A 25955-nucleotide genomic window follows, 5' to 3' on the forward strand; every position below is an offset into this window, starting at 1 on the left:
CCGCGGCAATCGTGTCGTTGTCTTACATCCTAACGTGGCGCGGGGCTATACCCCAGTTCGTACGACAATTTTCGAGCGCACTCGCGCAGTGCCGTGTCGACTTCACCGTCCCAGCGGATATCGAATGCGCCTTCGTGACCAAGCGCAATCAGCCCGAGTGCGAGATCGCCGGTCGAGTCGAAAACCGGCATGCAGAACGCGTGAATGGTCGCCAGCAGCACTCCTTCGACGCGTGCGGCCTGGTGAGCGCGTACTTCCTCGAGCACACGCTCAACCTCCTCGTGCGTGCGCGGACCGGCCGTTTGCGACGAGCGTCGCGAATCGGTCAGTTCACGTTCGATCATCGTCGCGGTCTTGCTGGCCGGCAGATAGGCGGCGAACAACAGGCCGGTGGCGGAACCGAGCAACGGCATCACGTCGCCGAGCTTGAGCGAGGCCTTTGCCGGATGGCTCGATTCCATCCAGTGCACGACTGTTGGCCCCTGATTACCCCACACGGCGATGCCCACCGTCAGGTCGAGCCGGTCGCGCAGCTCCGCCAGCGCAATCCGCGCGAGCTTCACGCCGTCAACCCTCGCAAGCCGCGCCAGGCCCAGTTGCAAGGCGAAGCCGCCCAGTTCATAGCGTCCCGAAAGCGCGTCCTGCGCGACCACGCCGAGACGAAGGAAGCTCACCAGATATCGATGCGCCTTCGCCGGGCTCATGCCCGCGCGTTGCGCGAGGTCGCGCAGCATCATCGCGCGCGGCTCGTGGGTCAGCACCTCGAGCAGCCGAAAGCCCACCTCGATCGACTGGATGCCTGAGCGCAGTTTCTCCTCGCCGGTATCGGCGGTATCGTCGTCCGAAGCGTCGAGCGGATCGGCTGGGTCGGCGTCGGAGCGGGCAATCGAAGGCATAGGCAAGGCGCACGGAGCGCGAACGGTGCATTGAAACGAAGGGAGGCTGCGCGGCACGGCGAGTCGCGCAAACCGCGTCCTCAAACCAGCCTGTTTGGGGCAGGGCGATTCACCATCGTAGAATAGATTCCCTCTATCGTCACTAACACGGCTCATTCCTCCTATGAAACTTGCCACGCTGAAGGACGGCACGCGCGACGGCCAGCTGATCGTCGTGTCGCGCGACCTGCAAACTGCGGCCATCGCCGATGCGATCGCGCCGACGCTGCAACGCGTCCTCGACGACTGGACCTTCTACGCGCCGCAACTGCAGGATCTGTACGACACGCTCAATCAGGGCCGCGCGCGCAACAGTTTTCCGTTCGAGGCCAAGGAATGCATGGCGCCCCTGCCGCGCGCGTTCCAGTGGGCCGATGGTTCGTCGTACGTGAACCACGTCGAACTGGTGCGTCGCGCGCGCGGCGCGGAAATGCCGCCGGAATTCTGGACCGATCCGTTGATGTACCAGGGCGGCAGCGACGACTTCATTGGCCCGAAGGACGACGTGGTTTGTGCCTCGGAGGACTTCGGCATCGACTTCGAAGCGGAAGTCGCGGTGATCACCACCGACGTGCCGATGGGCGCGAGCCCCGAGCAGGCGCTCAAGGGCGTGCGGTTGATCACGCTCGTGAACGACGTCTCGCTGCGCAACCTGATCCCGGCGGAGCTGGCTAAGGGCTTCGGTTTCTTCCAGGGCAAGCCGGCCAGCTCCTTTGCGCCGGTTGCCGTTACGCCCGACGAACTGGGTGAGCACTGGCGCGAAGGCCGCGTGCATCGTCCGATGATCGTCCATTGGAACGGCAAGAAAGTCGGCCAGCCGGACGCCGGCACGGACATGGTGTTCCACTTCGGCCAGCTGATCGCGCACGCCGCGAAGACGCGCAACCTGCGCGCGGGGTCGATCGTGGGCTCAGGGACCGTCTCGAACAAGGATGCGAAGCGCGGCTACTGCTGCATCGCCGAGAAGCGTTGTCTCGAGACCATCGAGCATGGCGCACCCCAGACCGAATTCATGAAATACGGCGACACGGTGAAGATCGAGATGTTCGACGAAGCAGGCAAGTCGATCTTCGGTTCGATCGAACAGGGCATCGCACCGGTCGACGGCGCGCGCTGACCCGCCGTCGGCTAAGGCCTGTGCAATCCGCAGCTCGAACCAGGCCTTCAGCGAATTCGTCCAGCACTGCCAGGAGGGTTTCGCCCGATACCGGCGCGGTCGGGCGCCGCTACACTGACTGACGCGCGGTGGCCCGCAGGCCAGCCCACGGCGGCGGCGCAGCCGACACCGACATATCAATCTGCCGCGCTTCCGATCTACCGGACCAAGCGACCACCATGTCTCACGACTCACCGATCAACGATCCCGCCTTCTATGCGCACTACCGCTCGCTGCGGTTGCGGCGGCATCCGCATGGCATCCTCGAAGTCATCATGAGCGGCGAGGGCGCCAACAAGAGCGCACTGGCGACTGCCGACGCGCGGATGCATTTCGAGCTCGCCGAGATCTGGCGCGATATCGACCGCGATCCGGACACGCGCGTCGCGGTGATTCGCGGCGAAGGCAAGGGCTTTTCGGCGGGGGGCGACCTGCATCTCGTCGAGCAGATGGCGACCGACTTCGAAGTCCGCACGCGCGTCTGGCGTGAGGCGCGCGATCTCGTCTACAACGTGATCAACTGCAGCAAGCCGATCGTCTCGGCCATGCACGGGCCTGCGGTAGGGGCGGGGCTGGTGGCGGGTTTGCTCGCCGATATCTCGATTGCGACGAAGAGTGCACGCATCATCGACGGCCACACGCGGCTAGGCGTCGCGGCGGGCGATCACGCGGCGATCGTCTGGCCTCTGCTGTGCGGCATGGCGAAGGCCAAGTACTACCTGCTGCTGTGCGAACCGGTCAGCGGTGAGGAGGCCGAGCGGATCGGACTGGTGTCGCTAGCCGTCGACGAACATGATCTGCTGCCCAAAGCATTCGAAGTGGCCGGGAAACTTGCACATGGCTCGCAGACGGCGATTCGCTGGACCAAATATGCGTTGAACAACTGGCTGCGCTCGGCGGGGCCCGCTTTCGATACCTCGCTCGCGCTCGAGTTCATGGGCTTTGCCGGACCGGATGTGCGCGAAGGCGTGAGCTCGCTGCGTGAGCGCCGTGCACCGGATTTCCACGGCGGCGGCGGGGCGCCGGGCGGCGCCACGGGACGCGGTTCATCCGGCGGGCATTCGGCCTGATCCACCTGACTTAGGCGCGCGACAACCCCGTCGCGCGCGGTATGATCGGACGAAACGCGCGTGGTGGACCTGCGCCATTTCCATCCCTGTCTGCTGCGAGGAGAAAAACATGACCGATACACCTGGCTCCACGCCGCCCTTCCCCGGTTTCCCGGGTTTCCCGCCTGGCGAGATGATGGACCGCATGTGGGACATGATGCGGCTCACGCCTTTCGGCTCAGCTTTCCCGGGTGTCCAGACAGGCGCGGCCCATGGCCTCGGACCATCGCTGTCGATGATGTCCGACATGATGGCGCCGCTTACCAACGTCGAAGAACTCGACAAGCGCATCACCGATATGCGAGCGGTCGAACAATGGCTCAAGCTGAATCTGAACATGCTGCAATCGGCGATTCAGGCGCTCGAAGTGCAGCGCGCCACGCTTGCGACGCTGCGGGCGTTTGGAGCCTTTGCGCAGCAGTCGATGGCGCAGCCTGCTGCTGCGGCGGCTCCGTCTCCAGCGGCAAGGCCTCGCCCCGAGCCTGCCGCTGCGCCGCGTCCCGAAGCTGCTGGCGCAGCAGGCGCCGCGGAACCGGAAGCAGGTGATAACGCGAACGCGCCGGGCTTCGATGCGTCCAGCTGGTGGAACCTGCTGCAATCGCAATTCAACCAGATCGCGCAGTTCGCGATGGCACAACCGGCGGCGGGCGGCGACGCTGCTGCCGATTCGCCAGTGTCAGCGGGTAAACCGAAGACGGAAGCCACAAAGGAACCCGCCGACGGATCTGCCGCCGACAAGTCCACCGCAAAGGAACCGGCCGCGAAGCGCGCGCCTGCGAGTGGCGGTTCGGCAAGCCGGCCGCGCACCGTCAGAAAGACGCCGTCGCAACCCGAGTGAAGCGTCCCGGCGTGACCAACAGCGGGTCCCGCGCATGCGGCTCGCATTAGTTCTGATGGGCGGCGGTGCACGCGCCGCTTACCAGGCGGGCGCGCTGCAGGCACTTGCCGAGATCGCGCGCGAAGTCGCTCCAGCGTCTCGCGCGTCGCCGTTCAGCGTGATCTGCGGCACATCGGCTGGCGCGATCAACGCCACCTCGATTGCAAGCCATGCCGACGACTTCTCGCGTGGCGCGGACCGGCTTGTGCGCGTCTGGTCGGATATGCATGCGCATCACGTGTACCGCACCGACTGGCCCGGCGTCGTCGCCGCGGGCGCCCGCTGGCTCGCTGCGATGAGCTTCGGCTGGGCCGCGCGCCGTTCGCCGCGTGCGTTGCTTGATAACTCGCCGCTGGCCCGGCTGCTGCGCGATGCGCTCAGTTTTCGCCGTATCGAGCAGATGCTCGATACGCGCGCGCTGCATGCGCTGTCCATCACTGCGCTCAGCTATTCGTCAGGACAACATCTGACTTTTTACCAGGCGAGCGAGCCGATCCAGGCCTGGCGGCGCGCGCAACGCACTGCACGGATGGTTGAGCTCACGCCTGCCCACCTGCTTGCGTCGTCAGCGATTCCTTATGTGTTTCCCGCTGTGCCGCTAGAGCTGGACGGACATCACGAATACTTCGGCGACGGCTCGATACGCCAGATCGCACCGCTTAGTCCTGCGATTCACTTCGGCGCGCACCGCATCCTCGTGATCGGCGCGGCGACGCCGCGGCCGGAAGTGCCGGCGGACGGGCGCGACGACGCCTACCCCTCGCTTGCGCAGATCGGTCAGCAGGTGATGGCGAGCGTGTTTCTCGATGCGCTCGGCGCGGACATCGAGCGCATCGAGCACGTCAACCGGATGGTGTTGCATCTTCCCCACGTGGTCGAGCCGGAAAGCGGCTGGCGCCATATCGACGTGCTGGCGATTGCGCCGAGCGAGCGCATCGAGCTGATTGCGGCGCGCCACCTGCAGCGTCTGCCGCTTACGGTCCGTGGGCTGCTGGGTGCCGTGGGCGGCAACCGGGCGTCGGGGGCGTCGTTTGCCAGTTACCTGCTGTTCGAAAGTGAATTCACGCGTGAACTGATCGAACTTGGGCGCCGCGACGCGCTCGCGAAGCGCGCCGAGATCGCGGCTTGGATCGCCGCTCCGGCATTGGACGGCACCTCCGGACCGGCGGGATGCGAGGCAAGCTGACGGGACGGAATCATGCAGGCTCAAGCACACCTAAACAGGTTTCGTCACAAGCGGAACATGAATCTCAGCTACTTTGTTGCGAACGATCAAGGTGGCGAACCCTTGTGACCCTATGTAAGGAAAAGGTGTCAGGGCAGCGTGCTATCATGATGTAAGCTTGTTTGGCCCTTGGGCGTGCTCTGAAAACAACGAATCCGCCGCCCCGTAGTCACCGGTTGTCACAGGTTCGACCGGCGCGGGGCTGGATAACGGCTTCCATCTGGCAAGGCTGGGCCGGTTGCGTTGGGCAGGTTCACGCACGGTTGGCCATGCGGCGCGAGACTTCGGTGTCCGCGCAGCACGAATGCCGCAGGACTTCTTTCCCGCACGGTGCGTCCGGGTGGCCGATTCCCGCGTAAAATTGAATGCTTGGCTCGTGAACGCGTGTGTTTCGTTCGCCGTTAGCAAGAGTTGCAAAAGACACAAACAGACGTCGCAATGCGCAGAACAGGGGTGGGACTATGAACACCATGCTTTATCCGGAACTTTATAAATCGCTCGAATCCGTTCGATGGGACATGGAGAAAGACATTCCCTGGGACACGTTCGATGCATCGCTCTTGACCGACGAGCAGGCCGCAACGATCAAGATGAACGCGATCACCGAATGGTCTGCGTTGCCCGCAACGGAAATGTTTCTGCGCGACAACCATCATGACAGCGATTTCTCCGCCTTCATGAGCGTGTGGTTCTTCGAAGAACAGAAACACTCGCTGGTGCTGATGGAGTATCTGCGCCGCTTCAAGCCGGAAATGTGCCCGACCGAAGAGGAGCTGCACGCGGTGCGCTTCGAGTTCGATCCGGCACCTCCGCTGGAAACGCTGATGCTGCACTTCTGCGGCGAGATCCGCCTGAACCACTGGTATCGCCGCGCGGCCGAATGGCACACGGAACCGGTGATCAAGGCGATCTACGAAACCATCTCGCGCGACGAAGCGCGTCATGGCGGCGCCTATCTGCGTTACATGAAGAAGGCCATGTCGAATTTCGGTGACGTTGCGCGCGCGGCGTTTGCGAAGATCGGCGTGCTGATGGCGTCAGCGCGTCGTACGGAAAAGCCGCTGCACCCGACCAATCTGCACGTGAATCAGGCGCTGTTCCCGCGCGACACGATCCAGTCGCGCCTGCCCGATCCGGAGTGGCTCGAACGCTGGCTCGACGAACAGATCCGTTTCGACGACGGCTGGGAGAAGAAGGTGGTGGAGCGCATCCTGCACAACCTGTCCATCCTGTTCGAGCGCACTTTCAATACGGCGCAGGAATTGAACCGCTATCGCAAGGAAGTGGTGGCACGTTTGCAGGCCGATCAGAAGTCGGCTGAGCAGCCGGCCTGACGGTCCCGCGTTGCGCCTTGGCGCGAGTCGCCAGTGACACGTAACGCATGAAATGACGGCCCGACAGGTGCAAGCCTGCCGGGCCGTTTGCATGATTTCTCTTTTTCTCTGATTTCCCATGGCCGCCACTTTCGAACGCAAGCTCACGACCCGCGATGCCCTGGCGCAACTGCGCCCCTCGCTTACCGGACCGGTGGTGTTCACGAACGGTGTGTTCGACATCCTGCATCGTGGTCACGTGACCTATCTGGCCGATGCGAAGGCTCTGGGCGCCTGCCTGATTGTTGGCGTGAACAGCGACGCGTCGGTACGCAGACTAGGTAAAGGCGATGACAGGCCCATCAACAACCAGGCCGACCGGATGGCCTTGCTCGCGGCGCTGGAAAGTGTCGATTGGGTGGTGTGCTTCGAAGAGCAGACGCCGGTGTCATTGATCGAAGCGCTGCATCCCGATGTTCTCGTCAAGGGCGGCGACTACGATATGGACAAGCTTCCTGAGTCGGCGCTGGTACGCGGCTGGGGTGGCCGTGCGCTGGCCATTCCGTTCGAGCACGATCGCTCGACGACCGCGCTGCTCAAGAAGGTCCGCGCGCAGGGCTGAGAGGGCAGGCTACTGCCCCAGCTCTGACGCCGCTATGGCCGGCGTCGGAGCGGGCCCGCCGACCACGGCGAGATCCGCTGCGTCGGCCGCCGAAACGGGCTGCACCTTCAGCATCTCCGGATGAAGCTGGCGATTCAGGTGATTCGACTCACGCGCGCCCGCAAGGGGCGTCGGCCCGAACGCGCCGCGTACCGTCGCGAACGCGAGCAGGTTGGCAAGAAACAGAATAGCGATCAGCCAGCGCAGCATTGTTGGAGTCTCCGTCTAAAGGGTGCGGCCTGCGTTCATGGCGAATCTCAATGGTGCGCGGCCGGTGCGCTTTCGGCGGCAATCAGCGCGAGGCCGGACAACACGAGCGAATCGTGGCGAGTATGCGGCACTTTGAGGGCGGCTGTCACTTCGTCGAGGGCGCCGCCACCCACTACCAGGCGCACGGGCATCCCCCACGCCTCCTGCAGGTCGCTCCACATCCGCTCGATCAACCCGGCCTGCGCCAGCGCGCAACCGGCGGAGAGCGAGCGTGGGGTGTCCGTGGCGAAGAATGGGCCGCGGCGCGGTTGGTCACCGGCGGGTGTGCTTGCGCCGGGCGTTAGCAGACCGCGGGCCGCGTTAGCATCGAGCGTGGGCAGTTGGGCGGTGTGCTCGCCGAGCGAGCGCATCATCAGCGACCAGCCGGGCGCGATCAGGCCGCCGACGAATACGCCGTCGGCGCGCAACGCTTCCAGGGTGGTGGCCGTGCCGAATGTCGCGATCAACAGCGGCTCGCCTGGAAATGCCGCGTGCGCGCCGATCAGCCCGGCCCAGCGGTCGCTGCCCAGCGCGGAAGGCGTTGTGTAGCTGTTGGTCACGCCGCATTGCCGCTCGCGGGCGCGAATCGTTGTGCGCGGCAGGCTGGGCCAGTGGGCGTCCAGCAAGGCGGTGAGGCGTTGCGCGACTGCCTCGCCGGCGACGTTGGAAAGCCACGCGCTGGCAGGGGCTGGCAGGCTGGACCAGTCGGGCTCGTCGGTGCGGGAGGCTTGATCTGAGGGCAACAAAGTAGCCGAGGCCGTTGTCGAAAGCGCGCCGGGCCTGGCAGAAGCAGCAGAATTCACTGAAGCACCCGCGCCTGATCCACCGTGCGCAAACGCACCCGCATGACTCTGCGAGCCATCGGCCTGCACCAGCGCCCACTTGACGCGGCTATTGCCGGCGTCGATCAGCAGAAAAGGCGCGCCGCTCATGCGGCCCCGTCGGCGAGGCGCAACGAGACGTCGCCGGTCGCAATGGCCTGGCGTCCCGACGGCGTGTCGAGCAACAACTGCCCGAGTTCGTCGACGCCCGCTGCCACACCGCGCGTCACTTCAACCCCTTGCTCGAGCAGTACCACTTCACGGCCCGCATAGGCATGACAGGCGTTCCAGCGCGGCTGGAACGGCTCGAAGCCGTCCTCGGCGAAGCGCTTGAGCGCCGGTTCGAGCGCGTTCAGTTCGGCCGCGAGCGTATCCGTCAGATTGGCGGTGAGCAGCGCCCGCGATAGCGCCGTCGGCACCGTGCCGCGCGCCTGTGGCGGCACATCCGTATTCAGTGCGCCGACCTTGGCAGCCAGTTCGTCCGCGCCCTTGACGTTAGTGCCGATGCCGATCACCACCGCGCTTGCGTAGTCGGTACTCCAGGCCGTTTCGATCAGGATGCCAGCCAGCTTATCGCCTTCCAGCAACACATCGTTGGGCCATTTGAGGGCGATCTGGCCAGGTCCTGCGACCGGTAGCGAGCGCAGTCCGTCCACCAGTGCGACGCCCACCGCCAGACTCAGGCCCGCGAGTTCTTCGAGCGGCCGTGGCAGCACGCAGGCCACCGAAAACAGCAGCGCATTGCCCGGCTCCGCATACCATGTGCGTCCGCGCCGGCCGCGGCCGGCGGTCTGCAGATAGGCGACCCGTACGATCGGCCGAGGCAGTGCATTCGAGCGGCGCGGCAGCGCCTTGACGCGGGCCATCAGGTCGGCGTTGGTCGAGCCGGTTTCCTCGACGATTTCGATCGGCCAGTGTTGCGCGTGAGCACCGAACAGCGCGACAGCGCGCTCGCGGTCAATGCGCCAGTCGCCCGATGGGCTGGGTTGGGATGAGGTCTTGGAGGCGTTCATGCCGCATATTGTAGCGACAGGGGACGCGCGAGAACCACTCGAAACGCAGTAGCACCTCTGCTGCGCGCCGCGTTCGCTACAATGGCCCCTGATCCGACAACCAGAATCCCGCGATCCTTGAACTACGACACTCCGCCCGGCCTTGAAGTCGCGGCAGGCAGCCAAGGCAAGATCGTCCGGCTCTCCGGCCAGTGGACGGCGCTCGCGCTTGCGCGCGACCGCGCCACCGGCAAGGTCGTACCCCGTCTGCGCTCGCTGATCGGGGTCGAGGGGATGCATTGGGATCTATCGCGCATCGAGCGCATGGACCACGTCGGCGGCCAGGCGCTGTGGCGCGTCTGGGGCCACAAGTTGCCACCCCAACTGGTCGAACTGAACGACACCCAGCGCGACATTTTCAATCGCATCGCCTTGCTCGATTCGATGCGCGATTCGCCTGAGCCGGTGGTGAAGTTCGATCCGTTCACCCGGCTCGGCCTGGGGTTGTTCTCCTTCTTCGAGCACCTGTACGGCGGCATTGCCATGCTCGGGCGCTTCGTGCTCGACCTGCTGGCGATTGCGCGCAATCCGAAGATCACGCCGTGGACCGAAATCTCGGCGAACGTCTACAACGCGGGCGCGAGGGCGCTGCCCATCACTGCGCTGGTCGCGTTTCTGATCGGTATCGTGTTGAGCTATCTGTCCGCGCAGCAGCTGCGGCTGTTCGGCGCGAACCAGTACATCGTCAACATTCTCGGCCTGTCGGTGATCCGCGAACTTGGGCCGGTGCTTTCGGCGATTCTGGTGGCCGGCCGCTCGGGTTCTGCGATCACCGCGCAGATCGGTGTGATGCGCGTCACGGAGGAACTCGATGCAATGCGCGTGATGGGCATCCCACATGGCTTGCGGCTGATCTTGCCGCGCGTGATTGCGCTCGGCGTAGCGATGCCGCTGCTCGTGATGTGGACCAACATCGTCGCGCTCGCCGGCGGGGCGCTCTCGGCACAAGTCGTGCTGGGCATCGACATGGGTTATTTCTTCCGGGCGCTGCCGAGTGTGGTGCCGATCGCAAACCTGTGGATCGGCCTGGGCAAAGGCGTGGCCTTTGGCATGCTGATCGCCATCGTCGGTTGCCATTTCGGCTTCCGTATCAAGGCAAATTCGCAAAGCCTCGGCGAGGGCACGACCACCTCGGTGGTGTCTTCGATCACTATCGTGATCCTTGCCGACGCGGTGTTCGCGATCCTGTTCCAGAACGTGGGACTCGGATGAGCGCGCCGCTTGCCCAATCCGTGCGCGGCCAGCCGCTGCCCTCGATTGCCGAGCCGGTGATCGAGGTGCGCGATCTGACCAAGCGCTACGGCCGAAACATCGTGCACCAGCACCTGAACTTCGAGGTGCGGCGCGGCGAGATCGTGTCGATCGTCGGCGGTTCGGGCTCCGGCAAGACCACGCTCGTGCGGCAGATTCTCGGCCTCGAGAGGCCGTCGTCCGGCACGATCAGGCTGTTCGGCGAGGACCTCGCGACCATCTCGCCTGACACCGCGCTGCTGATGCGCAGCCGTTCCGGCATGCTGTTCCAGCGCGGTGCGCTGTTCTCGTCGCTGTCCGTGTTCGACAACGTCGCGCAGCCGCTGCGCGAACTCGGCAAGATCCCCGAAGACCTGCTGCGCGACATCGTCATGCTGAAGCTCGAGATGGTCGGCCTGCCGTGCAAGCATGCGTCGAAGATGCCGTCGGCGTTATCGGGCGGGATGATCAAGCGGGTGGGCATCGCCCGCGCAATCGCGCTCGAACCGGAACTGCTGTTTCTCGACGAGCCGACTGCAGGACTCGATCCGCAGGCGTCCGATGAGTTCGTCGAACTGATCGGCACGCTGCATCGCGCGCTTGGCCTGACCGTCGTGATGGTGACGCACGATCTCGACACCATGGTCGCGCTGTCGACCCGCGTTGCCGTGCTGGCCGACCGCAAGGTGCTGGTCGCGGCGCCGGTAGAGGAAGCCGCGGGTGTCGATCATCCGTTTATCCGCGAGTACTTCCTCGGCCTGCGCGGCCGCCGCGCGCTGCAGGCGTTGCCGCCGGAGCGCCGCGCGAAGCTGCCGCCCGCGGCGCTCGAACCCGCATCGTCCGAATTGCCGCTGTGAAAGAGGGAATCTGAAATGGAAAACAAATCACATGCGTTCTGGGCTGGACTCTTCACGGTGGTGCTGCTGGTGGCGATCGCGGCGACGGTGTTTCTGTTCAAGGTCGACCGTTCGGTGCGCGTGCCGTACGACCTGATCGCGCGCACCAACGTCACCGGGCTGTATACGGACGCTGCGGTGCGCTATCGCGGTCTCGACGTGGGCAAGGTGGCGTCGATCAAGTTCGACCGCGACCATCCCGGGCAGATCCTGATCCGCATTCTGGTGGACACGCACGCACCGATCACGCATTCGACCTTCGGCAGCCTCGGCTTTCAGGGCGTGACGGGGCTTGCGTTCATCCAGCTCGACGACACGGGGCGCGATATGGAGCCGTTGGCGTCGTCGGAAAAGCAGGTGGCGCAACTGCCGATGCGGCCTGGTCTGCTAGACCAGTTGCAGCAGCGTGGCGATATTCTGCTGCGCAAGCTGGAACGTATCGCGGACGACGTCAACGATACGCTGTCGCCGCAAATGCGCGATCAGTTGCTGGCCACGGCGGCAAGCCTGCAGCACGCCGCCGATGGCGTAACGACGTTGACGAAGCAGATGCAGCCGGCCGCGGGCAAGCTGCCGCAGACGATTGACGAGCTGAATCGCACGCTTGCCTCGACCAATCAGTTGATCACGGGCCTGAATCGCCCTGACGGCCCGTTCGAATCCAATCTGAACAAGGTCGGCACGGCGGCCCAGCAGGCCGGCGACGCGCTGACCTCGATGAATGCGTCGGTGCAGGAACTGTCGGCGCGGGTCGGTTACGACACCTTGCCGCGCGTCAATTCGCTGGCTGACGATGTGCGTTCCGCCGCGCGTTCGGTGGATCGCGCCGCCGACATGTTCAGCACCAGTCCGCGCAGTGTGCTGTTCGGCGCGCCGGCCGCTGCGCCTGGCCCGGGTGAGCCCGGATTTTCGTGGCCCACAGCCGGCACGGCAAAGTGATCTGAAAGGAAGAATGTCATGGCACGCTCGCTTTCCAGTCTGCTTCATCGCTCGCTTTGCGGCGGGCCTTTTAGCCCAGCTCGTAGCGCGACGCTTCGGCCAACTCAGCGTGTGCGCTCCGCTGGCGCTGCGCTAGCCGTCGCGCTCGCCTTCGGAGTGTTGGGCGGCTGCGCGGGCAATCCGGCGGTGCATGCCGACGCCCGCTATGACTTTGGGCCGCCCCCGCAAGTGGCCACCTCGGGTCCGATGCCGGCCGTCAAGGTGCTCGATGTGACCGCACCCGCGACGCTGGCGTCGGACAAGCTGGTCTACCGTTTGAGCTACGCCGACGCGCAGCAGACCGCGTCCTATGCGAACAGTCACTGGACCATGGAGCCGTCCGCGTTGCTCACGCAGCGCCTGCGCGATGTGCTGTCGCAGCGCGGCACGGTGCTGACGGGCTCCGATGGCGTGCGTGCGCCGGTGCTGCGGGTGGAGCTGATCGAGTTCGAACAGGTTTTCGACAGCCAGACGCAAAGTCATGGCGCCGTCGCCGCGCGCGTGACCTTGACGCAGAGCGGCAAGGTCGTCGCGCAGCGCAGCTTCACCGCGCAGGCGCCGGCCAGTTCTGCCGATGCGGCCGGCGGTGCGCGAGCGCTCGCTACGGCAGGCGACGATCTGGTGGCGCAGATCTCCGCATGGTTGAGTTCCCAGGCGCTGGTTGCCGGGCAGTGAGCGGCTCGCCCGGGCGTGTAACTTGCGTTGGGGCTTAACAGAACTAGACAGCGCGGGCGCGAACAGCGGGCCCAGGCCCCGCTCGCTATAATCGTTTGCTACAGGCGCGCCGCGGTGCTTGCACACGCTTGCGGCCATCGAATTTCCCCTGATACGGTCTCTCCCCGGACACCATGGATTCTTTCTACAAGTACCACGTCTTCTTCTGTCTCAATCAGCGCGATCCCGGTGCTGAGCGCCCGAGTTGCGCGAATTGCAACTCGCAGGCCATGCAGGAGCATGCGAAAAAGCGCGTGAAGCAACTGGGCCTTGCGGGCCCGGGCCAGGTGCGCATCAACAAGGCGGGTTGCCTCGATCGCTGCGAGGAAGGTCCGGCGCTTGTGATCTATCCGGAAGGCACGTGGTACACCTATGTCGACGAGAGCGACATCGACGAGATCGTCGAATCGCATCTTGCGAACGGCAAGGTCGTCGACCGTCTGAAAATCGATCAATAAGCGGCACCATGAACGTTCATACGAAACAGTTCCTGATCGATGGTCCGGTCGGCAAGATCGAGGTTGCGCTCGATCTGCCCGATGAAACGCGCGACAACGGCGCGGCGCCGCGCGGGATTGCGCTGGTGGCGCATCCGCACCCGCTGTTCGGCGGCACGATGGACAACAAGGTCGCGCAGACGCTTGCCCGCACCCTCGTGCAACTGAATTACGTGACCTATCGCTCGAACTTCCGCGGAGTGGGGCAGACCCAGGGTGAACACGACGCGGGTGTCGGCGAGCGCGACGACTTGCGCGCAGTGCTCGATTACATGCGCGCACAACCGGGACAGGCCGATCTGCCCCTCGTGCTGGCGGGCTTTTCGTTCGGGACCTTCGTGCTCTCGCATGTGGCGGCGCGGCTCCTCGAAGAAGGCCAGGCGATCGAACGCATCGTGTTCGTCGGCACGGCGGCGAGCCGCTGGGAAGTGGCGCCCGTGCCGGAAAACACGCTGGTGATTCACGGCGAAATCGACGATACGGTGCCCATCCAGTCGGTGTACGACTGGGCGCGGCCGCAGGAATTACCGGTGGTGGTGATCCCCGGTGCCGAGCATTTTCTGCATCGCAAACTGCACGTTCTGAAGCGCATCATCATCGACGCCTGGCGTTGACGGCTGGGGTGGCACGCGTTTTCCGGGGTACAGGTACGCGTCAAATGAAAATTTATCCGCACGCGATGCGCAAAGTTGGCTCCCCGGCGCGCGTATAATGAGCGCTCTTTTTTGGGCGCAGCGCGGCCCGTCCGGTTGATTGGCGCATCGTCAGCGCCGTTGCTTGATTGCAAGGCCGGATTGTGGGGCGCGTTGCGCGAACCGATCGTGTGGCCGGAAGTCCAACGGGCGCCGCGTTGCGTTTACGCGGCCAGCGCTCGCCGACCGGCTCTTCCAATCTGCGCGCCCCCGGGCGCGATGCAAATTTCTGCCCGAATCGATCCTATGCGTTTTTCCACCTCCGGCTTTTCGTCACTCTCGTCCTTCGTTCCCCATACCATCAGCCGTGCTGTGACGCTCGGCGTGCTGCTGCCGGCCGCGCTGGTGGCTAGCACCGCGGCCCTCGCGCAGGTCCCGCCGCCGGCGGTGAATGCGCGCTCGTGGGTACTCGTCGATGCGACCAGCAATCAGGTGCTCGCGTCCGGCAACGCCGATGAGCGCGTCGAACCGGCTTCGCTGACCAAGCTGATGACCGCGTATCTGGTCTTCGAAGCGCTGCAGACGAAGAAGATCACGATGGAGCAGATCGTTAACCCGAGCGAAGCGGTGCGCCGCGTCAAGACAGACGAATCGCGCATGTTCATCGAGGCGAACAAGCCGGTCTCCGTGCATGACCTGGTCTACGGCATGATCGTGCAGTCGGGCAACGACGCCGCAATCGCGCTGGCAGAACTGGTGGGCGGCAGCGAATCCCAGTTCGTCAACATGATGAACACCGAAGCGCAGCGCCTCGGCATGACGCATACCCACTTCGCCGACGTGAATGGTATGCCCGACGCGCAGCACTACACGAGCGCGGGCGATCTGGCGATCCTGTCGGCGCGCCTGATCCGCGACTATCCCGACTACTACAACATTTTCTCGGTCAAGGAATTCACCTACAACAAGATCAAGCAGCCGAACCGCAATCGTCTGCTGTGGATCGATCCGACGGTCGACGGTCTGAAGACCGGTCACACCGAGGCCGCCGGTTATTGCCTGATCGCGAGCGCCAAGCGGCCGCTGCCGGGCGCGCCGGACGCATCGCGTCGTCTGGTTTCGGTGATGATGGGTGAAGTGAAAGAGCACGACCGTGTCGAAGACAGCCTGAAGATGCTGAACTACGGTTACAGCGCGTACGACACGGTGCGTCTGTACAAGGCCGGCCAGGTGATCGAGACCCCGCGCGTCTACAAGGGTGCGGAAGACACGGTGAAGATCGGCGTGAAGGCCGACCAGTACATCACGGTGCCGAAGGGTCTCGCCGACAAGGCCAAGCCGCAGGTCGAGCATATCGATCCGCTGATCGCACCGATCACCGAGGGCCAGCAGGTCGGCACGGTGAAGCTGGTGGCAGATGGCAAGGTGGTCTCGCAGTTCCCGATCGTGGCGCTTCAGGCCGTGCCGCAAGCCGGCGTGGTGGGCCGCGTGTGGGATTCGCTGATGCTGATGTTCAACAAGAAGAAGTAAGCGCTGATGCGCGCGGGTGCGTGCAGTTGTGCGCATTCGCGTGACAGCGGCTCCGGCAGGCATGCTGCCGGGCCGTTGCCGAGGAGTGAAAGATGCAACCCGACAATGATTCGCTGTTTGAGTTTCCCTGCGATTTCCCGATCAAGGTGATGGGCAAGTCGCATCCCGAATTCGCCGAGACGATCGTGACGGTGGTCAAGCAGTTCGATTCCGAGGTCGACCCGTCGCGTGTCGAGATGCGGCCGTCGAGCGGTGGTAACTACACGGGCCTCACGGTGACGGTGCGCGCCACCAGTCGTGCCCATCTCGACGATATCTATCGCGCGCTCACCGGCCATCCGATGGTGAAGGTCGTGCTGTAAGCAGCGGGGCGCGCCTCGCGTCCCCAGTTGCGTTTATGGCGTGACGTGCAATGCGTCCGCCGCGCTTTGCGGCCCTGCCGAGCAGGCCCGTTCGAAGAGCAGTTTGAAGCTTCTCACCTCGTCGAACACCCAGTCCCGGAATGCCCGTACCCGCTCCGTCTGCAGACTTTGCGGCGTGCAGATGAAGTAGTACTGCCACGGGCTTGGGCCGTCCACATCGAAAAGCCTGACCAGCCGTCCTGACGCGACCTCGTGCATCGCCAGCGAGCGGCGCGTGAGTGCAACCCCTTGTCCGTCGATCGCCGCCTGCAGCAGGTTCGACGAGTCCTGGTACAACACGCCGCGTTTCGGTTCCGGCCATTCGGTCAGGCCCGCGGCGTCGAACCAGGGGCGCCACAATTCGTCATCGGAGCGCAGCAGCGGGACCTTGGCCAGATCGGCCGGTACTTTCGGCAGATTGCCGCCGTTGAAATTCGGCGCGCAGGCGGGAAAGAAGATTTCTTCGAGCAGCAGCTCGGCGTGCAGGCCCGGGTATTTGCCGAAACCGAAGCGGATCGCCGCATCGACGTCGTCGCGGGCGAAGTCCGTCAGCGAATTGGTGGAGAGCAGCTCGAGATCCCATTGGGGGTGAGCTTCGATGAAACTGCCGATGCGCGGCGTCACCCAGCGCGCCGCGAACGACGTCAGCATCGACACCACCAGACGCCGCTCGCGGTCGCCGGCGCGCAGTTCGCGGGTGGCGTCGGCGAGCGCGGTCAGCGCCGCGCGCACCTGCCCCGCGTAACGGCGGCCGACTTCCGTCAGGCGCACGCGCTTGCCGTCGCGGGCGAACAGCGTCACGCCCAGCTCGGCCTCGAGCGCGCGAATCTGATGGCTGACCGCGCCGTGGGTCACGAACAGTTCGTCCGCGGCACGCGAGAAGCTTTCGTGGCGGGCCGCGGCCTCGAATGCCTTGATGGCGTTCAGCGCTGGGAGTTGTCGTAGGTCCATCGCAATTTTTCTCACATAGAGGTGAAATTTGATCGTTTTGCGTAAACCCTTGCTGCGCCTACGATTGTAGTCACGAAACGGCTTTTTGCGAGGTTGTCATGCGAGAAATTTCCTCTAGTATCACATTTGAAATCAGGTCTGGCGAGACGGTTCCGATGAAGGTTGTGCGCAGCACGCGGCTGGCGGTGAGCGGTTCTGCGGTATGGGTAACACGCAGCGACGACACCGAAGACTATTGGCTCGAACCGGGCCATACGTTGCGCCTGCGGCGCGGAGAACGGCTGTGGCTGAGCGTAGAAGCGGATTCGCAGGCGCGGGTGGCGTTCGACGTTCCGGCGCGCGCCGATGTGCGGGCGGTCGACTGGCTGGTGCGTCTTGCCGACCGGTTCGGTATGCGTTTGCGCGACGGCTGGCGGACCGTTTGAGGGTGAGTGCGGCGAGGGTTCCGGCGGGGATTTCAGTATTTCGGTAAACTACCGGGATCATGTGTGCCACGCCGGTTTCTTCGCCTTCTCTGTCCTCCGAGCTCGTTCCAGCTGACCTGGCTGATCCGGTGGCGCCGGTTTCGGCCGGTCTCGTTCCCTCTACGCAGGCCGAACCGGTCGCAGTGGGTTTGCCCACTCCCGTTCCAACGCTGCGCTGGCGCGGTGTCGAATCCTACGAAATCAGTTTCGAGGCGATGCGAGCTTTCACGGACGCGCGCACTTCAGAAACCGCGGACGAAATCTGGCTGGTCGAACATCCCCCTGTTTTCACCCTGGGCCAGGCCGGCAATCCGGCGCATCTGCTATCCGCAGACAGCGGCATTCCGCTGGTCAAGGTCGACCGCGGCGGACAGATCACGTATCACGGGCCAGGGCAGGTGGTCGCTTACCTGCTGCTCGACTTGCGCCGCCGCAAGCTGATGGTGCGCGAACTGGTGACGCGCATCGAGCAGGCCGTGATCGACACGCTCGCGGCGTATAATCTCGCCGGAGAACGCAAGGCGGGCGCCCCTGGTATCTACGTGGCGCCCGGTCCGGATGCCGGGTCGCATGCGGGCGCCAAGATCGCCGCGCTGGGCCTGAAAATCCGTAACGGTTGCAGTTATCACGGGGTCAGTCTGAACGTGAAGATGGATCTGCAGCCGTTTCTGGCCATCAACCCATGCGGGTACGCGGGGCTCGAAACCGTCGATATGGCGACGCTCGGCGTCGCTGCCGGCTGGGACGACGTAGCCCGGACCTTTGCTGCATGCCTCACCGCAAACATCGACGGCACGCCCGCGGCCGTCGCCCAACCGCAGGCTGGTGTCGTGACCGCCTGACTGGATCGAACCAATGACTGACGTTACCGCGAACCTCGCCGGCACTGCCACTCCTGACGCCGCTACCGCACCGGCTGCTTACGATGCTACGGCGAAGCAGAAGGCGCAGGCGAAGACTGCACGCATTCCGATCAAGATCATCCCGATCGAAAAGCTGAAAAAGCCGGACTGGATTCGCGTGAAAGCGGCCACCGGTAATTCGCGCTTCTACGAGATCAAGCAGATTCTGCGCGAGCACAATCTCCACACGGTCTGTGAGGAAGCGAGCTGCCCGAACATCGGCGAGTGCTTCGGCAAGGGCACCGCCACGTTCATGATCATGGGCGACAAGTGCACGCGCCGTTGCCCGTTCTGCGACGTCGGCCACGGCCGTCCTGATCCTCTGGATACCGAAGAGCCGGGCAATCTCGCCCGCACGATTGCTGCGCTGAAGCTGAAGTATGTGGTGATCACCAGCGTGGACCGCGACGATCTGCGTGACGGCGGTGCGGCTCACTTCGTTGAATGCATCCGTCAGACGCGCGAACTGTCGCCGGAGACGCGCATCGAAATTCTGACGCCGGATTTCCGTGGCCGTCTGGATCGCGCGCTGGGCATTCTCAATGCCGCTCCGCCCGATGTGATGAACCACAACCTCGAAACGGTGCCGCGTCTGTACAAGGAAGCGCGCCCAGGGTCGGACTACGCACACTCACTGAAGCTGCTGAAGGACTTCAAGGCGCTGCATCCGCATGTCGCCACCAAGTCGGGCCTGATGGTCGGTCTTGGCGAGACGGAAGAAGAGATCCTCCAGGTGATGCGCGATCTGCGCGAGCACGACGTCGATATGCTGACGATTGGGCAATACCTGCAACCGTCTGAGCACCACCTGCCGGTTCGCTCGTACGTGCATCCGGACACCTTTAAGATGTACGAGGAAGAAGCGTACAAGATGGGCTTCACGCACGCGGCCGTTGGCGCGATGGTGCGTTCGAGCTATCACGCGGATCTGCAGGCGCACGGAGCTGGGGTGGTCTGAGGTTCTTGCCGGTAGTTTGCTTAGATATAAAGCCCGCACGTGTTGCGGGCTTTTTTACGTCTGCGGCCACTCGAGGATTTGAGGCGCTGAGCTGGGCTTTGCTGCTTGCGCCCGTTAGTGCCAGAAGAAGAGCCGGGCGATCAGCAGGCTGACGGAGTAGATACCGCTTCCAATAAACATGAAGTAGGCGATGTACATCATGGCGCGATGTCGAACATCGTCGTTCTCGAGGAGGTAGTCGATAAGATTAGGCATGTTAAGTTCTCGCTTGACTGGTTGTTATTATAGCTCGATTGGTTTAAATATTTAGCTCAACGCAAAATGGGATATCGAGAAGCTCGTCGCGACGAATGCTGTCGCGAGGAACGACACCCACATAAGCGTTCTGCTGGGAACGTCGCTGCTGGCCGGATCGCTGAAATATTTCCGCGCGTCGGCGGCGCCAAAGACGACGAGTACAGACGATCCAATGATGAACGCTACGTGCCACACGAGGCCAATCCGCACCCACGCATAGCTTCCAGTTGACATCGGTTGGTCGAGAGCACAACCCAGTTCGTAGCATGCGGCGGCACTCATCGCGATGACGGTCCAGAACAGTTGGCCGTGTTGCAATGCGGCCTTCAAAACATCGCCGGCAATCTCGCGATAGGCAAGTGAGAAATTCAGCAGTGGCAGCAGGGCGATGGGCGCAAGAATGGGCACCGCGATATTGGATAAGAGCCAGCTTAAGTGAGCTAAAAATTCGATCATGGTTTGAAGCGCATAGTGAAGAGATCTAACCCATGATCCGGTCCAGGCCATACGGCGGTCAATCGACCGAACGACCAGCTTGCGCTCCACCGCCAACCATGCTGCGTTCCGCGCCAAGCCACTACGCGTGCATCGCAACGGACTTACCCATCCAACCCAACGTAAAAAGCAATGCCCAGGCAGCGTGATTAGCAATCGTGAATTCGTTAGAACCGCCTGTCTCCAAACTCCCTATAGTCGAAAGCCTCCCAAACACCTTATTAAAACGGGGCTTCTCGATGAACCGATTCTTCCGTCCGCTGGCCGCACTCGTCACGCTGCTTGCTGTTTCCGCGCCTTTCGCGAGCGCCGCTCACGCCGATACCAAAGAGGTTGTGATCGCCTATCAGGACATGGTCTTGCCGTGGCGATACGCGCAGGCCACCGGCGAGGTCGAGAAGGAAACGGGCTACAAGGTGGTCTACCGTCAACTGGGCAGCGGCGCGGAAGTGGTCCGTGCGTTGGCCTCGGGTTCGGTGCAACTCGGTGAAGCCGGTTCCAGTCCGATTGCGGCAGGCCTGTCGCAGGGCGTCGATATTTCGCTGTTCTGGATTCTCGACAACATCAACAATGCCGAGGCCCTGGTGGTGCGCGACGGTTCGGGCGTGACGAGCATCGCCGGTCTCAAGGGTAAAAAGATCGGCGTGCCGTTCGTGTCCACCTCGCATTTTCATACGCTGGTCGCGCTGCAAAACGCGGGCGTGAATCCGGCTGACGTGAAGATCGTCAATCTGCGTCCGCAAGAAGTAGCGGCTGCGTGGGACCGCGGCGACATCGACGCAACCTACATCTGGGACCCGGTGCTCGCCAAGGTGAAGAAGAACGGCAAGGTACTGATTACCTCAGGTCAGGTTGCAGAGGAGACGGGTAAGGCGACCTTCGACGGCTTCGTGGTCGACCGCAAGTTTGCCCAGCAAAACCCCGAGTTTGTCGCACGCTTCGTCAAGGTGCTAGCTGAAAGCGATGCAAGCTATCGCGATCACACCTCGGCATGGTCCGCCGCTTCGCCGCAGGTTGCAGCCGTTGCCAAGGAGTCCGGAGCGAATGCCCAGGATGTACCGGCGAGCCTCGCACTGTATGCCTTCCCGTCGGCAGCCCAGCAGGCGTCCAGCACGTGGCTCGGTGGCGGCGCGCAATCCGGGGCGGCGAAATCGCTGGCGGCCACGGCAGTGTTTCTGAAGACCCAGGGGACGATTCAAAATGTGCTGCCCGACTATTCGGCGGGTGTCGATCCGCACTTCGTTCAGCAGGCGGCGCACGAGTAATGCGGTAATGATGGCGCGTCCTCAGGTCGCGCCTGTACCGCATCCTATTGGGAACCCACAGGCATTTTATGAGTAGTCTGGAGATCCGGCGGCTGCACGTCGCCTACGAAGGTGCACGTGGCGCGCTCCCTCACGTCGCGCTGGCCGATGTCGATCTGAGCATCGAGTCCGGTGAGTTCGTCGTGGCGCTTGGCGCGTCCGGCTGCGGCAAGACGACCTTGCTCAATTGCATTGCTGGCTTTATCCAGCCAAGCGGCGGTGAAGTCCGTCTGAGCGGTGAGCTGGTCAATGGCCCGGGCGCCGATCGCGGCGTGGTGTTCCAGAAATACGCGTTATTGCCGTGGCTCGACGTGCTCGACAACGTCGCGCTCGGTCTTCGTTTTCAGCGTGTGCCGAAAGCGCAGCGCGAACGTATCGCGCTGCAGATGCTTGCGCTCGTCGGACTGGAGCAACATGCTCGCTCAAGGGTGTACGCCTTGTCGGGCGGGATGCAGCAACGCGTGGGGATCGCGCGGGCGCTCGCCAGCGATCCGCAGGTACTGCTGATGGACGAGCCGATGGGCGCACTCGATGCCATGACGAGAGAGTCGATGCAGGAACTGGTGCTCGACGTCTGGGGCCGAACCCACAAGACCGTCTTCTTCATCACGCATAGCGTCGAAGAAGCCCTGTTTCTGGCGACGCGCCTCGTCGTGATGACACCCGGACCCGGGCGCATTGCCGAGAGCTACGATCTGCCGTTCGCCCGGCGTTTTCTGGAGACGCGCGACGCACGCGCAGTGAAGTCGTCGCCGGAATTTATCGAGTGGCGTGAGCGGTTGGTGCGGCGCCTGCATCAGCGCGCACCGGAAGAGGTGCTCTCGTGACTGTGTCGAATGATTCACTTAACCAGGTGCCCCTGGCCTCGTCCGGCGTTACCGTGAAAGATTCGCCGCTTGCATCGTCGTCATCCGCGCCGCTCCCGGAGAGGCGCGTGAGACCGGTACGCGCATGGCGCATGCCGGGTGAAGGGCCGACCGCGGCGCTGAGCATCGCTTCGGTGATTGCGCTGACGGCGTTGTGGTGGATCGCGACGCATCTGCACTGGCTGCCGCCGCTGTTCCTGCCGACGCCGGAAGCCGTCTGGAGCGCATTCATCGACGCTTGTCATGGACGCATCCAGGGCGGCCTGCCCTTGTCGCAACACCTTGCGTGGAGCGCGCTGCGTGTGTTTGGCGCTTTTGCGCTGGCTACGGTGACGGCGATTCCGGTCGGCATCCTGATGGGCGTGAGCCGGGTGGCGCGCGGGTTACTTGATCCGCCGCTGGAGTTTTACCGGCCGCTGCCGCCGCTCGCTTACCTGCCGCTCGTGGTGATCTGGTTCGGCATCGACGAGACGGCGAAGATCGTCGTCATTTACCTCGCTTGCTTCGCGCCGATCGCCATGGCTGCGCGTGCCGGCGCGCGCAGCGCCACCGTCGAGCAGATTCATGCGGCTTACTCGCTCGGCGGTTCGTTCGCGCAGATCGTGCGCCATGTGGTCTTGCCCGCAGCATTGCCGGAGATTCTGACCGGACTGCGGATTGCAATCGGCTTTGGCTGGACCACGCTTGTCGCCGCCGAGATGGTGGCCGCGACCGCGGGCCTCGGTCAGATGGTGCTCAACGCGTCGAGCTTTTTGCGCACTGACGTCGTGGTAATGGGCATCGTGCTGATTGGTCTGATCGCGTGGATTTTCGATCTGGGCATGCGAGCGCTGGAACGGCGTCTGGTGCCCTGGAAGGGGCGGGTGTAATGCGTCTTGTGGCTCTTAGACAAACAACTCAATCACCGGCCAGTTCCGTTCCAGCGCAATCGCGCGCAGCCGCTCGTCCGGATTGGTCGCCACCGGGTCGGTGACGCGCTCGAGCAGCGGCACGTCGTTGATTGAATCGCTGTAGAAGTAGCTTTTCGGAAAGTCCTGCAACGCGTACCCGAGCGATGCCAGCCAGCTTTCCGTGCGCACGATCTTGCCTTCGCGGAACGTCGGCACGCCGACGGCCGCGCCGGTATAGCGGCCGCGCGGATCGCCACCCTCGGTGCAGAGTTCGATGCCGAGCAGATGCTCAAACCCGAGTGCCTTGCCGATCGGCGCCGTCACGAACACATTCGTCGCGGTGACGATGCAGCACAGGTCGCCGGCATCGAGGTGCCGCTGGATCAGTTCGCGGGCGGCCGGCCGGATCGCCGGCACAATCACTTCGCTCATGAACAACGCATGCCATGCATCGAGTTGTGCGCGTGAATGACGTGTCAGCGGGGCGAGCGTGTAGTTCAGGAAATCGCTCATATCGAGTGTGCCCGCCACGTATTGGCGGTAGTACGCGTCGATCTCGTGCGCGTGCCGCTCGGCGCCTTCCACACCCAGCTTCGCCATGAAGTGGGCCCAGGCCTGATCGCTGTCGAGCGGCAGCAGCGTATGGTCCAGATCGAACAGCGCGAGGTTACGACTCATCCCAGGATTCCTTGCATCCAACGCTTCGACACCAACCCCATTGCTGGATCGGCACGCTTTTCCCATCCTCGCAGATCGTATATTTAAGTGCACAAAATTACAATAAACCAAATTTGTGCAACACTATCGTCATATTTCTCCGGATGTCGCCAGGTGGCCGCATGCGGGTCGGGTTACGGTTAGAGCATTGAGAAGCGTCGTGCCTTATGTTGATTCTCCTGAACCTTCTCTCCGGTGTGGCTTTGCTCGTATGGGGGTCGCACATCGTCCGCACGGGCATCCTGCGCGTGCTCGGCGCGGATCTGCGCAGCGCCCTCGGGCGTAGCACCGGCAGCCGCCTGCGCGCGTTCGGGTCCGGCATCGCGGTGACCAGCCTCGTGCAAAGCAGCAATGCCACTGCGGTGATTGTGACGTCGTTCGCAGCCCAGGGTTTGCTACCGCTTGCCAGTGGTCTTGCCATCATGTTGGGCGCGGATGTCGGCACGGCCTTGATGGCGCGGGTGCTCACGCTCGATCTGTCGTGGCTGTCGCCAATCCTCTTGCTGCTCGGCGTACCGTTGTTCCTGACGCGCAAGCAGACGCGTGTGGGCCAGGCGGGCCGTACGGCGATCGGCCTTGGGCTCATCCTGCTGGCGCTGCATCTGATCGTCGAAGCCGCGCAGCCGATGATGCAAGGCGCCGGCGTACGCGTGATGTTCGGTGCCTTGACCGGCGACACGATGCTCGATGCCCTGGTTGGCGCCGCCTTCGCGGTGATTTCCTACTCGAGTCTCGCGGCCGTGCTGTTGACGGCGACGCTGGCATCGTCCGGAGTGATTTCGCTGAAAGTGGCGTTGTGCCTCGTGATTGGTGCCAATCTGGGCAGCGGCCTGCTGGCGTTGAGCGGCACGTTGGCGCAAAACGCCGCGGCACGGCGCCTCGCACTCGGCAGTCTGGTGTTCAAGCTCGCGGGTGCGTTGCTCATCCTGCCATTCGCTTCCCTGTTGGCGCGTGGCTTGCCGGTGCTCATCGGCAATCCGCGTGAGGCGGTGGTCGGGTTCCATTTGATCTACAACGCGCTGCGTTGCTGCGCGTGCCTCGCGCTGATCGACCCGGTTGCACGCGTCTGCAGCCGGCTGCTGCCGGACCGGCCGCAGCAGGACGGCGCACTGCGGGCGCTACATCTCGACGTGGCCGCACTTTCCACGCCGTCTCTGGCACTGGCCAATTCGGCGCGCGAAGTGCTGCGCATCGGCGACATCGTCCGGACCATGCTCGACAACGTCGCCGGGCTGCTTCATCACAATGATCTTGCCAAGGCACGCGAGACGATTCGTATGGACGACGACATCGACCAGCTTTATGCCGCGGTCAAAAGCTACCTCGCCAGGATCTCCCGCGAGCAGCTCGACGAGGCGGACAGTCGGCGCTGGACCGACATCATCGCGCTCACCATCAATCTTGAGCACGCGGGCGACATCATCGAGCGTATCGTCAACAATATCGAAGAGAAAAAGATCGCCCACCGGCTTGCGTTTTCGGAGCAGGGTCTCGGCGAACTGGAGGATCTGCACGCTCGCCTCGTCAGCAATCTGCAACTCGGGTTATCGGTGTTTCTCAACAATGACCTGCGTTGCGCGGAGAGTTTGCTGGCTGAGAAGGAGCGCTTCCGGGATCTCGAGCGGGTCTACTCCTATGCCCACCTCGACCGCCTGGCCGGGCAAACCTTGCGCAGCGTCGAGACGAGCGCGCTGCATCTCGACATGATCAGCGACATGAAGCGGCTAAATTCGCTGTTCTGCTCGACGGCCTATCCTGTGCTCGACGCAGCCGGCGCGCTACACGATACGCGCTTGCGCAAACGCGTCCTGGATACCCTGCACGCGCCGGAATAG

At 63.6% G+C, this 25955-nt stretch carries 29 protein-coding genes; 21 read left to right on the forward strand and 8 right to left on the reverse strand.

Going from position 1 to position 25955, the window contains the following annotated elements:
* Positions 1 to 29 precede the first annotated feature (29 nt).
* A complete protein-coding gene (locus P3T20_RS08615) occupies positions 30 to 896 on the reverse strand; it encodes an IclR family transcriptional regulator (protein WP_429286707.1) in 867 nt (288 codons plus the stop codon).
* Positions 897 to 1059: 163 nt separating this feature from the next.
* Between P3T20_RS08615 and P3T20_RS08620 the strand changes: the two genes are divergently transcribed.
* From P3T20_RS08620 to rfaE2, 6 genes are all read left to right on the forward strand, one after another.
* Positions 1060 to 2052, forward strand: coding sequence for a fumarylacetoacetate hydrolase family protein (locus P3T20_RS08620; RefSeq protein ID WP_074263204.1), 993 nt, complete (start codon positions 1060 to 1062; stop codon positions 2050 to 2052).
* Positions 2053 to 2270: 218 nt separating this feature from the next.
* On the forward strand, positions 2271 to 3161 hold the full coding sequence (locus P3T20_RS08625; protein ID WP_074263205.1) for an enoyl-CoA hydratase/isomerase family protein: 891 nt from the start codon (positions 2271 to 2273) through the stop codon (positions 3159 to 3161).
* 109 nt (positions 3162 to 3270) lie between these two features.
* Positions 3271 to 4038 carry a PhaM family polyhydroxyalkanoate granule multifunctional regulatory protein gene (locus P3T20_RS08630; RefSeq protein WP_074263206.1) on the forward strand — a complete coding sequence of 256 codons (768 nt, stop codon included), beginning with the start codon at positions 3271 to 3273 and terminating at the stop codon, positions 4036 to 4038.
* Positions 4039 to 4072: 34 nt separating this feature from the next.
* On the forward strand, positions 4073 to 5263 hold the full coding sequence (locus P3T20_RS08635; protein WP_074263207.1) for a patatin-like phospholipase family protein: 1191 nt from the start codon (positions 4073 to 4075) through the stop codon (positions 5261 to 5263).
* Between the two features lie 500 nt (positions 5264 to 5763).
* Positions 5764 to 6636 carry a ferritin gene (locus tag P3T20_RS08640; RefSeq protein WP_074263208.1) on the forward strand — a complete coding sequence of 291 codons (873 nt, stop codon included), beginning with the start codon at positions 5764 to 5766 and terminating at the stop codon, positions 6634 to 6636.
* Positions 6637 to 6754: 118 nt separating this feature from the next.
* The gene (rfaE2, locus tag P3T20_RS08645) at positions 6755 to 7237 is read left to right on the forward strand and encodes a D-glycero-beta-D-manno-heptose 1-phosphate adenylyltransferase (RefSeq protein ID WP_074263209.1); all 483 of its coding nucleotides are present in this window, start codon (positions 6755 to 6757) and stop codon (positions 7235 to 7237) included.
* Positions 7238 to 7246: 9 nt separating this feature from the next.
* On the opposite strand, the gene P3T20_RS08650 is transcribed toward rfaE2, so the two are convergent.
* From P3T20_RS08650 to P3T20_RS08660, 3 genes are read right to left on the reverse strand one after another with little or no spacing between them, the layout of a single operon-like run.
* Entirely contained in the window at positions 7247 to 7486 is a 240-nt protein-coding gene (locus P3T20_RS08650) for a hypothetical protein (RefSeq protein WP_074263210.1), read from the reverse strand.
* Positions 7487 to 7533: 47 nt separating this feature from the next.
* Entirely contained in the window at positions 7534 to 8457 is a 924-nt protein-coding gene (locus tag P3T20_RS08655) for a type III pantothenate kinase (protein ID WP_074263211.1), read from the reverse strand.
* On the reverse strand, positions 8454 to 9359 hold the full coding sequence (locus tag P3T20_RS08660; RefSeq protein ID WP_074263212.1) for a biotin--[acetyl-CoA-carboxylase] ligase: 906 nt from the start codon (positions 9357 to 9359) through the stop codon (positions 8454 to 8456). The genes P3T20_RS08655 and P3T20_RS08660 overlap by 4 nt, the downstream gene beginning before the upstream one ends.
* Positions 9360 to 9476: 117 nt before the next feature.
* On the opposite strand from P3T20_RS08660, the gene P3T20_RS08665 reads away from it, so the two are divergent.
* The 8 genes from P3T20_RS08665 to P3T20_RS08700 all read left to right on the forward strand — a co-directional run bounded on the left by P3T20_RS08665 (position 9477) and on the right by P3T20_RS08700 (position 16237).
* A complete protein-coding gene (locus tag P3T20_RS08665) occupies positions 9477 to 10610 on the forward strand; it encodes an MlaE family ABC transporter permease (RefSeq protein WP_074263213.1) in 1134 nt (377 codons plus the stop codon).
* Positions 10607 to 11485, forward strand: coding sequence for an ABC transporter ATP-binding protein (locus tag P3T20_RS08670; protein WP_074263214.1), 879 nt, complete (start codon positions 10607 to 10609; stop codon positions 11483 to 11485). Before P3T20_RS08665 ends, P3T20_RS08670 begins: the two co-directional genes overlap by 4 nt.
* 15 nt (positions 11486 to 11500) lie before the next feature.
* Complete coding sequence (locus P3T20_RS08675) at positions 11501 to 12463, forward strand: MlaD family protein (protein WP_074263215.1); 963 nt, start codon at positions 11501 to 11503, stop codon at positions 12461 to 12463.
* An 18-nt stretch (positions 12464 to 12481) separates the two neighbouring features.
* Positions 12482 to 13177 (forward strand): ABC-type transport auxiliary lipoprotein family protein, encoded by a 696-nt coding sequence (locus P3T20_RS08680; protein WP_083611345.1) that lies wholly within the window; start codon positions 12482 to 12484, stop codon positions 13175 to 13177.
* 173 nt (positions 13178 to 13350) lie between these two features.
* The gene (locus P3T20_RS08685; protein ID WP_074263216.1) at positions 13351 to 13674 is read left to right on the forward strand and encodes a (2Fe-2S) ferredoxin domain-containing protein; all 324 of its coding nucleotides are present in this window, start codon (positions 13351 to 13353) and stop codon (positions 13672 to 13674) included.
* 8 nt (positions 13675 to 13682) lie between these two features.
* On the forward strand, positions 13683 to 14327 hold the full coding sequence (locus P3T20_RS08690; RefSeq protein WP_074263217.1) for an alpha/beta hydrolase: 645 nt from the start codon (positions 13683 to 13685) through the stop codon (positions 14325 to 14327).
* A gap of 324 nt (positions 14328 to 14651) precedes the next feature.
* Positions 14652 to 15875 (forward strand): D-alanyl-D-alanine carboxypeptidase family protein, encoded by a 1224-nt coding sequence (locus P3T20_RS08695; RefSeq protein ID WP_074263218.1) that lies wholly within the window; start codon positions 14652 to 14654, stop codon positions 15873 to 15875.
* Between the two features lie 92 nt (positions 15876 to 15967).
* On the forward strand, positions 15968 to 16237 hold the full coding sequence (locus P3T20_RS08700) for a DUF493 family protein (protein WP_074263219.1): 270 nt from the start codon (positions 15968 to 15970) through the stop codon (positions 16235 to 16237).
* A 33-nt stretch (positions 16238 to 16270) separates the two neighbouring features.
* Here P3T20_RS08700 and P3T20_RS08705 read toward each other — a convergent pair whose 3' ends face one another.
* Positions 16271 to 17227 (reverse strand): transcriptional regulator GcvA, encoded by a 957-nt coding sequence (locus P3T20_RS08705; protein WP_074263220.1) that lies wholly within the window; start codon positions 17225 to 17227, stop codon positions 16271 to 16273.
* Positions 17228 to 17325: 98 nt separating this feature from the next.
* Between P3T20_RS08705 and P3T20_RS08710 the strand changes: the two genes are divergently transcribed.
* The 3 genes from P3T20_RS08710 to lipA are packed head-to-tail and all read left to right on the forward strand — an operon-like array spanning position 17326 to position 19551.
* Positions 17326 to 17652, forward strand: coding sequence for a DUF2917 domain-containing protein (locus P3T20_RS08710; RefSeq protein WP_074263221.1), 327 nt, complete (start codon positions 17326 to 17328; stop codon positions 17650 to 17652).
* Positions 17653 to 17711: 59 nt separating this feature from the next.
* On the forward strand, positions 17712 to 18533 hold the full coding sequence (gene lipB / locus P3T20_RS08715) for a lipoyl(octanoyl) transferase LipB (protein ID WP_429286708.1): 822 nt from the start codon (positions 17712 to 17714) through the stop codon (positions 18531 to 18533).
* Positions 18534 to 18546: 13 nt separating this feature from the next.
* Entirely contained in the window at positions 18547 to 19551 is a 1005-nt protein-coding gene (gene lipA, locus P3T20_RS08720; protein ID WP_074263223.1) for a lipoyl synthase, read from the forward strand.
* A 114-nt stretch (positions 19552 to 19665) separates the two neighbouring features.
* Here the strand turns inward: lipA and P3T20_RS08725 are convergent, their stop codons facing one another.
* On the reverse strand, positions 19666 to 19806 hold the full coding sequence (locus P3T20_RS08725) for a hypothetical protein (protein ID WP_167379370.1): 141 nt from the start codon (positions 19804 to 19806) through the stop codon (positions 19666 to 19668).
* A gap of 51 nt (positions 19807 to 19857) precedes the next feature.
* A complete protein-coding gene (locus P3T20_RS08730) occupies positions 19858 to 20304 on the reverse strand; it encodes a hypothetical protein (protein ID WP_074263224.1) in 447 nt (148 codons plus the stop codon).
* Positions 20305 to 20582: 278 nt separating this feature from the next.
* Here P3T20_RS08730 and tauA point away from each other — a divergent pair, with 278 nt between their 5' ends.
* The 3 genes from tauA to P3T20_RS08745 all read left to right on the forward strand — a co-directional run bounded on the left by tauA (position 20583) and on the right by P3T20_RS08745 (position 23382).
* Positions 20583 to 21608 (forward strand): taurine ABC transporter substrate-binding protein, encoded by a 1026-nt coding sequence (gene tauA / locus P3T20_RS08735; protein WP_074263225.1) that lies wholly within the window; start codon positions 20583 to 20585, stop codon positions 21606 to 21608.
* 68 nt (positions 21609 to 21676) lie between these two features.
* Positions 21677 to 22474 (forward strand): taurine ABC transporter ATP-binding protein, encoded by a 798-nt coding sequence (locus P3T20_RS08740; protein ID WP_074263226.1) that lies wholly within the window; start codon positions 21677 to 21679, stop codon positions 22472 to 22474.
* Positions 22471 to 23382 carry an ABC transporter permease subunit gene (locus P3T20_RS08745; RefSeq protein ID WP_074263227.1) on the forward strand — a complete coding sequence of 304 codons (912 nt, stop codon included), beginning with the start codon at positions 22471 to 22473 and terminating at the stop codon, positions 23380 to 23382. The genes P3T20_RS08740 and P3T20_RS08745 overlap by 4 nt, the downstream gene beginning before the upstream one ends.
* Before the next feature lie 15 nt (positions 23383 to 23397).
* Here the strand turns inward: P3T20_RS08745 and P3T20_RS08750 are convergent, their stop codons facing one another.
* Positions 23398 to 24081, reverse strand: coding sequence for an HAD family hydrolase (locus tag P3T20_RS08750; protein ID WP_429286709.1), 684 nt, complete (start codon positions 24079 to 24081; stop codon positions 23398 to 23400).
* Positions 24082 to 24287: 206 nt separating this feature from the next.
* Between P3T20_RS08750 and P3T20_RS08755 the strand changes: the two genes are divergently transcribed.
* Positions 24288 to 25955, forward strand: coding sequence for a Na/Pi cotransporter family protein (locus P3T20_RS08755; protein ID WP_074263229.1), 1668 nt, complete (start codon positions 24288 to 24290; stop codon positions 25953 to 25955).

This window comes from Paraburkholderia sp. GAS206C (assembly GCF_050435645.1).
Classification (GTDB): domain Bacteria; phylum Pseudomonadota; class Gammaproteobacteria; order Burkholderiales; family Burkholderiaceae; genus Paraburkholderia; species Paraburkholderia phenazinium_B.